The sequence below is a fragment of the Rhodococcus sp. BP-261 genome (assembly GCF_019835205.1).
In the GTDB taxonomy this organism is placed as follows: domain Bacteria; phylum Actinomycetota; class Actinomycetes; order Mycobacteriales; family Mycobacteriaceae; genus Rhodococcoides; species Rhodococcoides kyotonensis_B.
In genome coordinates this window covers 106,883-113,194 of record NZ_JABUCO010000011.1, presented here as the reverse complement: position 1 = coordinate 113,194, position 6,312 = coordinate 106,883, and the positions used below count along the sequence as shown (strand labels likewise).

General features: G+C 65.1%; 6 protein-coding genes. 5 read left to right on the top strand and 1 reads right to left on the bottom strand.

The window, feature by feature from the left end; genetic code table 11:
- Positions 1-49: 49 nt before the first annotated feature.
- From HQ354_RS14445 to HQ354_RS14435, 3 genes are read left to right on the top strand one after another with little or no spacing between them, the layout of a single operon-like run.
- The gene (locus HQ354_RS14445; RefSeq protein ID WP_222634992.1) at positions 50-1,063 is read left to right on the top strand and encodes an ABC transporter substrate-binding protein; all 1,014 of its coding nucleotides are present in this window, start codon (positions 50-52) and stop codon (positions 1,061-1,063) included.
- 40 nt (positions 1,064-1,103) lie between these two features.
- Complete coding sequence (locus HQ354_RS14440) at positions 1,104-1,331, top strand: phosphopantetheine-binding protein (protein ID WP_222634991.1); 228 nt, start codon at positions 1,104-1,106, stop codon at positions 1,329-1,331.
- A 21-nt stretch (positions 1,332-1,352) separates the two neighbouring features.
- A complete protein-coding gene (locus HQ354_RS14435; RefSeq protein WP_167675606.1) occupies positions 1,353-3,149 on the top strand; it encodes a siderophore-interacting protein in 1,797 nt (598 codons plus the stop codon).
- On the opposite strand, the gene HQ354_RS14430 is transcribed toward HQ354_RS14435, so the two are convergent.
- Complete coding sequence (locus HQ354_RS14430; protein WP_222634990.1) at positions 3,136-4,608, bottom strand: hypothetical protein; 1,473 nt, start codon at positions 4,606-4,608, stop codon at positions 3,136-3,138. The genes HQ354_RS14435 and HQ354_RS14430 overlap by 14 nt on opposite strands.
- 184 nt (positions 4,609-4,792) lie before the next feature.
- Between HQ354_RS14430 and HQ354_RS14425 the strand changes: the two genes are divergently transcribed.
- Both HQ354_RS14425 and HQ354_RS14420 read left to right on the top strand, forming a co-directional pair.
- Positions 4,793-5,422, top strand: coding sequence for an AMP-binding protein (locus HQ354_RS14425; protein WP_068424978.1), 630 nt, complete (start codon positions 4,793-4,795; stop codon positions 5,420-5,422).
- Positions 5,419-6,306 carry a siderophore-interacting protein gene (locus HQ354_RS14420; RefSeq protein WP_222634989.1) on the top strand — a complete coding sequence of 296 codons (888 nt, stop codon included), beginning with the start codon at positions 5,419-5,421 and terminating at the stop codon, positions 6,304-6,306. The genes HQ354_RS14425 and HQ354_RS14420 overlap by 4 nt, the downstream gene beginning before the upstream one ends.
- Positions 6,307-6,312 lie beyond the last annotated feature (6 nt).

The following is a 6,312-nucleotide window of genomic DNA, read 5'->3' as shown; positions in this document are numbered from 1 at the left end:
AGCCGATCGGGGAACACGAACACAACGATGATCTCGGAAGGATCTTTCAGTGTCTGACACACAGTTTCGACGACGTGGTGTACGGATCGTCGCGGCATTGGCCGCGGTGACCATCGGCCTCACGGCGTGCAGCAGCAGCGATGCCGAATCCGACGGCAGCGCCACGACGAACGAGAGCAGCAGCGACACGCGCGTCGTCTCGACCGACAAGGGTGACGTCACCGTTCCCGCCGATCCGCAGCGCATCGCCGTGCTGTCGGCAGGGTTGGCGGGCTACCTCTTCACCCTCGACGCGCCGATCGCGATCACCGATACCCGACTACTCGGCGTCACCAACCTCGACGGCGGCTTCCCGCCGCAGTGGGCCGAGAAGGCGCAGGCGCAAGGCACCCAGGAACTGCCCGCAGGTGAAGCGCTGAACATCGAGGCCATCGCGCAGGCCGAGCCCGACCTGATCATCGGTGGCGGGCAGGGTATCTCGGCGGTACAGGCCGACGAGGCCTACGATCAGCTGACCGCGATCGCCCCGACGGTCCTCATCCCGTCGTCGGTCAACACCTGGCAGGGGCAGCTCGAGGCAGTGGCCGACGCGGCCGGCGAATCCGACAAGGTGGACGGCCTGCTCGACGCCTACGAGGACAAGGTTGCCGAGGTCGAGGATGCCATCACGGTTCCGGGTTCCCCCGTCGCGTACTTCCTGTCGTTGAGCACGAACGAGCCGGCGTTCATTCCGCAGACCGCGACGTTGCCGGAACTGCTGAAGACCGTGGGCTTCGAGCCCGACGACGTGTTGACCAAGGCGGACAACCCCGAACTCTACGGATCGGGTGACTCCTTCATCATCAGCAACGAGCTGCTCGGGAACGTCGCCACCGCGCCTGTCGTCATCGTCGTTCCGGTCGCCGGACGCGGCCTGGACGAGCTGAAGCAGGACCCGGCGTACGCGAACCTGCATGCATTCGCGTCGGGCAAGGTGTTCGAGCTTCCGGCGACGAGCTACCGGCCGGACTACGACGGAGTGATCTCGACGCTGGACCAGGTCCAGACCATGTTCGCCAAGTAAGAAGACTGTTTCAGTCCCCGAAAGACAAGGACTCACCACTGTGCTCACCCGCGAGACCGTCATCGGCGACATCGCCACCGCACTCGACCGGTCACCCGAGAGGATCGACGACGAGCTGAACCTGCTCGACGAAGGGTTGGACTCGATCCGCATCATGGGCCTTGTGGAACGATGGCGGTCCGCGGGCGCTGCGGACGTCGATTTCCCGACGCTCGCAGCTGATCCGACCGTGTCCCACTGGGTCGCGGTTGCGCTCGGCGAGTACTGAGAACACACGAGAGGAAGTTCGATGGCGGGGACCGTACGCGAGGTCGAGATCTTTCCGATCTGCATGCGAGAGTTCGATGTTCTGACGGTGGAGGACGTCACGCCCGGGATGCGTCGCGTCGTTCTCGGAGGTCCGTCGTTGGATCGTCATGTGCGAGACGGTGTCGAGCTTCCTCCGGTGCGGAGCAACGGGTTCGACGACGACATCAAGCTCCTGCCGGTCGACCCTTCCACGGGTGCATTGCCTTTCGAGGTTCCGCGCAACCTCGACAACGGAACCGTCGACTGGCCTGCCGGGTCGTTCCAGTACAGCCGCACCTACACGGTTCGCCGGTTCGACGAGGCGGCAGGTGAACTGGTCGTCGACTTCGCCGCGCACAAGGGAGGTCTTGCATCGGACTGGGCGTACAGCGTCCAGCCGGGGGAGAAAATTCTCGTTGCGGGACCGAAGCATTCGTCGTCGTTGCCCATCGGTGCGGACTGGATGCTCGTGGCCGGGGACGAGACGGCATTGCCGGCCATCGCGCACTGTCTGGAAGAACTTCCTGCCGACATGCCGGCGACCGTCGTCGTCGAGGTTGCCGAGCCGTCGCACCGGCAGGAGCTGAAGTCTGCTGCGGACGTGGACATCACGTGGTTGTACCGGTCGGATGCCGACGGTCGGTCGCGCCTCGTCGAGACCGTGCAGGGCGCGCAGTGGCGGCCCGGTCAGCCGTATCTGTGGGTTGCCGGGGAGGCGTCGACGATCAAGCCGTTGCGACGCTGGGCCAAGCAGGATCGCGAGATCGACAAGCAGTTCGTCGAGATCGCCGGGTACTGGCGGTATCGCGAACCGCTCGCGGTGGAATCCGATCCGGCGGACGCCGTACACGAGATGTCGGAACTGCTTCCGCCGCTTGCGCTTCGCACTGCCGTGACCGTCGGTGTGTTCGCTGCGGTAGACGCAGGTGCGGACTCTGCGGAGGCGATCGCTGCCGAATGTTCCACCGACGAACGCGCGACGGCGAAGTTGCTCCGGCACCTCGCGGTGATGGGGTTGATGACCGTCGACAACGGTCGGTACGCGTTGACGGACACGGGTGCCGTTCTCGCGGATCAGGACACGTTCCTGAGCCAGGCATTGCACTTCGACAAGATCCACACCCGCCTCGACATGGCGTTTCTCGGATTGCTCGAGTCGGTGCGCACGGGATCGGCCGCCGTCGGGCACGGTTTCGCCGACAAGCAGCGCGAGCCGGGCTTTCTCGACGACTTCCACGAGGAGGCAGCATTCGGCGCCGTGTACCGTGCGCCGGCCTTGCCGGATGCCGTCGACTTCGACGGGGTCGAGGTCGTCGCGATCTACGGTGAAGGTGCAGGGGTCTACGCCGACACGCTCGCGCGGCTACGGCCCGACCTGCGCATCAGCCTGGTCGGACTGCCCGCGATGAATGCGCGAAACTACGCCGACGTGTCCGAGGCCCGTCGCGACGGCGTCGTCCGTATCGACGCCAGCGAGTTCACCGTCCTGGGTGACCGAGTGGATCTGGCCATCGTCGTCGACGTTCTCGACCTGCATCCCGACGCCGACGCGCAGGTGCTGCTACGCGCGATCGGCGCGTCGGCGATGCGGGTCGTCGTCATCACCGACCTGCTGGATCCGGCGACGACCGACGATCACGACACCGAAAGCGATCTGCTGCAGCTGTGTCTGCACGGCACAGGCCGACGTACCGAAAGCGAACTTCGGGCGCTGGTCTCCGAGAGTGGTTACGGAGAGCCGCGATTCGGCTCGCTCGGTTGGGGATCGACGGTGGTGGAATTCGCTACGCGTGGCTGATGGGTAGGTGTTCGACCGCACCCCGCAGCTCGAATTCCTTGCGCGAGGACAAGATCGACATCACCTCGTCGCGCGTCGCGTCGTTCGGAAGCCACACGGCGTCGGCGACCTCGGCCAGAACCGTCGAGTCGTCGGCGGCGTCACGGGCGCGGCGGCCGATCAGACCGAGAATTCGGGTTGCCGGATCGGTATGGGGCAGGTCGGCTCTGACGACGTCGAAGGTCCCGTCGTCGCCGAACTCGAGGAAGATCTCCTCGCCCTCGGTGAGATCCAGATCGTCGACGAAACGCTTGATCGTCCCCGATCGGGCCTGCACCGACACCCACATGACCGACTGACTACCGAGCCGAGAGTCGAAGGAACGGGGCGTGCCGGGCCCGACGTTCAGCAGTGCCGCGAGTGCCGACGGCAGATTGAACGCCGATCCTTTGCGATGGATTGCCGTGACGGTGGTACGCCATCGCACGACGCCGTGACCGCGGTACAGGTGTTTGGTTTTCGACGGCGATTTGCGCGGCTTGTAGGAATGTCGACGCCGGGTGACGATCTCGTTCTCGGTCACGAAATCGCCTGTGGACGCATAGGTTCGGATGCTCTGTTCCTTGACGTCGTACGAACCCGTGATCTCCGCGACGAGGCGGTCGATCTCGATGCTGCCGCGGTCGTCGACGATGCTCGCGATCTGGCGGTGGATGGGTACGTACGGCGGAATACCCCAGCGTGTCAGCGCCCACAGGGTGCGGTCGGTCTTGGCGAATCGTGCATCGGTCACGAGGGCGTTGCGGACACTGGAGGCCGACCGTGTCGGTTGCATACGGTCCATCAGGTCCGGCATGGACGTCGGCGTGCCCGTCGACGCCAGGATCGACGCCAGCTGACCGGCGACCGGCAGGTCGAGCGGGACGAGATGGCCGTCGAGCACGCGGTACCCGGCTGCGAAGTCCTCCAATTCCGCTGCGGGCATACCCAAGTGCTCGGCGACGGCGCGGAGAGGCGTGATGCCGTCGATCGTCGAGTTGCGGGCGACGACGGCGGAGAGTTCGTCGCGGGCGGCGTCGCGCGTGGGTGAGAAGACCCAGCCGGATTCGACGGACAGGCGATCGTCGATCCGAGAGATCAACGACCACATCGGAATACGCAATGAGGGAATCGTGCGATTCGTGTCGGGAATCTTGTGGGTGACGCGAGACAGGGAGGCGACGGGACGGGCGACCTCCAGGATGCGGTCACCGAGCGCTCGCAGGCTCGGGAGCCGTCGAAGCGCGTCGAATGCCCGGGTGCGTGAGCGGTGTTCGATCCGAACAGCGTGTTCCGGGGCGACACGAAGGCGCGCTGCCATGTCGTGGACGGGCACGGGATCGGTCGCAAAGATTCTGTCGCGCAACGTGATCGATTCGATCTCGGAACAGGTGGCGAGAAAGGACTCGACCTCGTCGACCGGCGGCAGGGGAGTGGACACTGGGGTGGATCCTCGAATGCGTCGTGACAGGTCGGTGCGAAATGCAACACCTCGACTATACGCTCCAAGCTTCAACCTCGATGGCGTTCGCGAGCGTCGCGATGACGCCGGAAGTTAAGGTTGCCTTTCCTATGTGTCACACTCGGATGCGTCGACAGCGGCTCATCGAGTGTGAGGACGAGGAGTGAACGATCCCGGCGGTGCACCGACGACGGCCGTTCGTCGCTCGCTGACACAGTGTCTCGACGACGCACCGGACGACGTCGTCGCTCTGATTGCCGACGGCAACGCCGTCGACTACGGCTCGTTGTCGGACTCGGCTCACTATCTCGCCGCCTGTCTGCACCGCTCGGGCGTCGACCACGGAACTCGAGTGGGTGTCCTGGTAGCCGGTGCCGTCGACTTCGCCGTCGCGTTCTGTGCGCTGGAACGGCTGGGCGCAAGCATCGTGCTCCTCGATCACTCGGGCATGCCGGATGTGCTGGTCGACCGGCTCCGTCGAGGCGACGTCGAACGCGTGCTGGGTCACGTCGGCACGGAACACGTCCTCGACGACGTACTGGTCGAAGCGGACGTGACGGAACTGCCGACGATCGTCGCGGGCGACTATTCCCTCACTGTGGTGGTCGACGTCGTCGAGAGTCGTCCGGTACGGGAGATCGTGTTCTTCGAGGACGACCAGGGTCGCGCGGCTGTCACGGCGTTGGTGGCGGGTCTGTATGCCGGCGCGACCGTGGCTCGTGTACCGAGCATCGATAGTGAGCGTAGGCTAACCATGCACACGCGCAGATCTAGCGAAGACGAGGTTCGATGACGGGCAAGGGTTACTACTTCGCCGAAGTGGTCGCGGTCGAGCAGTTGACCACGCACATGGTCCGGGTGACGTTCGGCGGCGACGACGTCGCGCAGTACGTCTCCAACGGCAAGCCCGACGAATGCGTCACCATCTTCTTCCCGCGAGACGGTGAGGACCGCCCACCTGCGATGACCGAGGTCGACGGTCAATGGTGGTACCACGACGTCGAACCCGTGCCCGACGGCCGCAACTACACGGTGCGTCGAATCGATTCGGCGACAGGCACTCTCGTGATCGACTTCGTTGCACACGAGGGAGGCGTCGCAGCCACGTGGGCGTTGAATGCCACCGTCGGTCAGGTCGTGCTGTGGACGCGCCCCCGCTGCTGGTACGACCTCCCCGAGACCGCGGAGTGGCAGTTGCTCGTGGCCGACATGACGGGACTGCCCGCGCTGGGTCGGATCGTCGAGGAACTGCCCAGTGGGGCGAAGGCGCACGCCATCGTCGAGGTGCTCGAACGCGGCGACATCCAGGAGTTCGAGACCAAGGGCGACGTCACGTACGACTGGCGGATCGGTTCCGGCAACGGCGATTGCGCGAGCGTGCTCGAGGGCGCCGTCCGTGACTACGCCCTACCCGACGGCGAAGGCTACGTCTGGTTCGCGGGCGAGGCGTCGTCGTCACGCGTCGTGCGCAAGTACTTCCGCAAGGAACTCGGTTATCCCGTGCGGCAATTCGAGATCATCGGCTACTGGCGCGTGAATTCCGAACAGTGGCTCGAGAAGTACAAGAAGTATCAGGAGGAGGCGTTGGCCGTGTACAACGGCGCCCTCGAAGCCGGCCGCAGTCAGGCCGAGGCAAGCGAGGAATTCGACGCGATGCTGGAGCGCGTCGGGCTGTAGGCGACT

Excerpts from the sequence above, each read along its gene's own strand:
- HQ354_RS14435 (WP_167675606.1), top strand. The coding sequence starts at position 1,353 with ATGGCGGGGACCGTACGCGAGGTCGAGATCTTTCCGATCTGCATGCGA.
- HQ354_RS14420 (WP_222634989.1), top strand. The coding sequence starts at position 5,419 with ATGACGGGCAAGGGTTACTACTTCGCCGAAGTGGTCGCGGTCGAGCAG.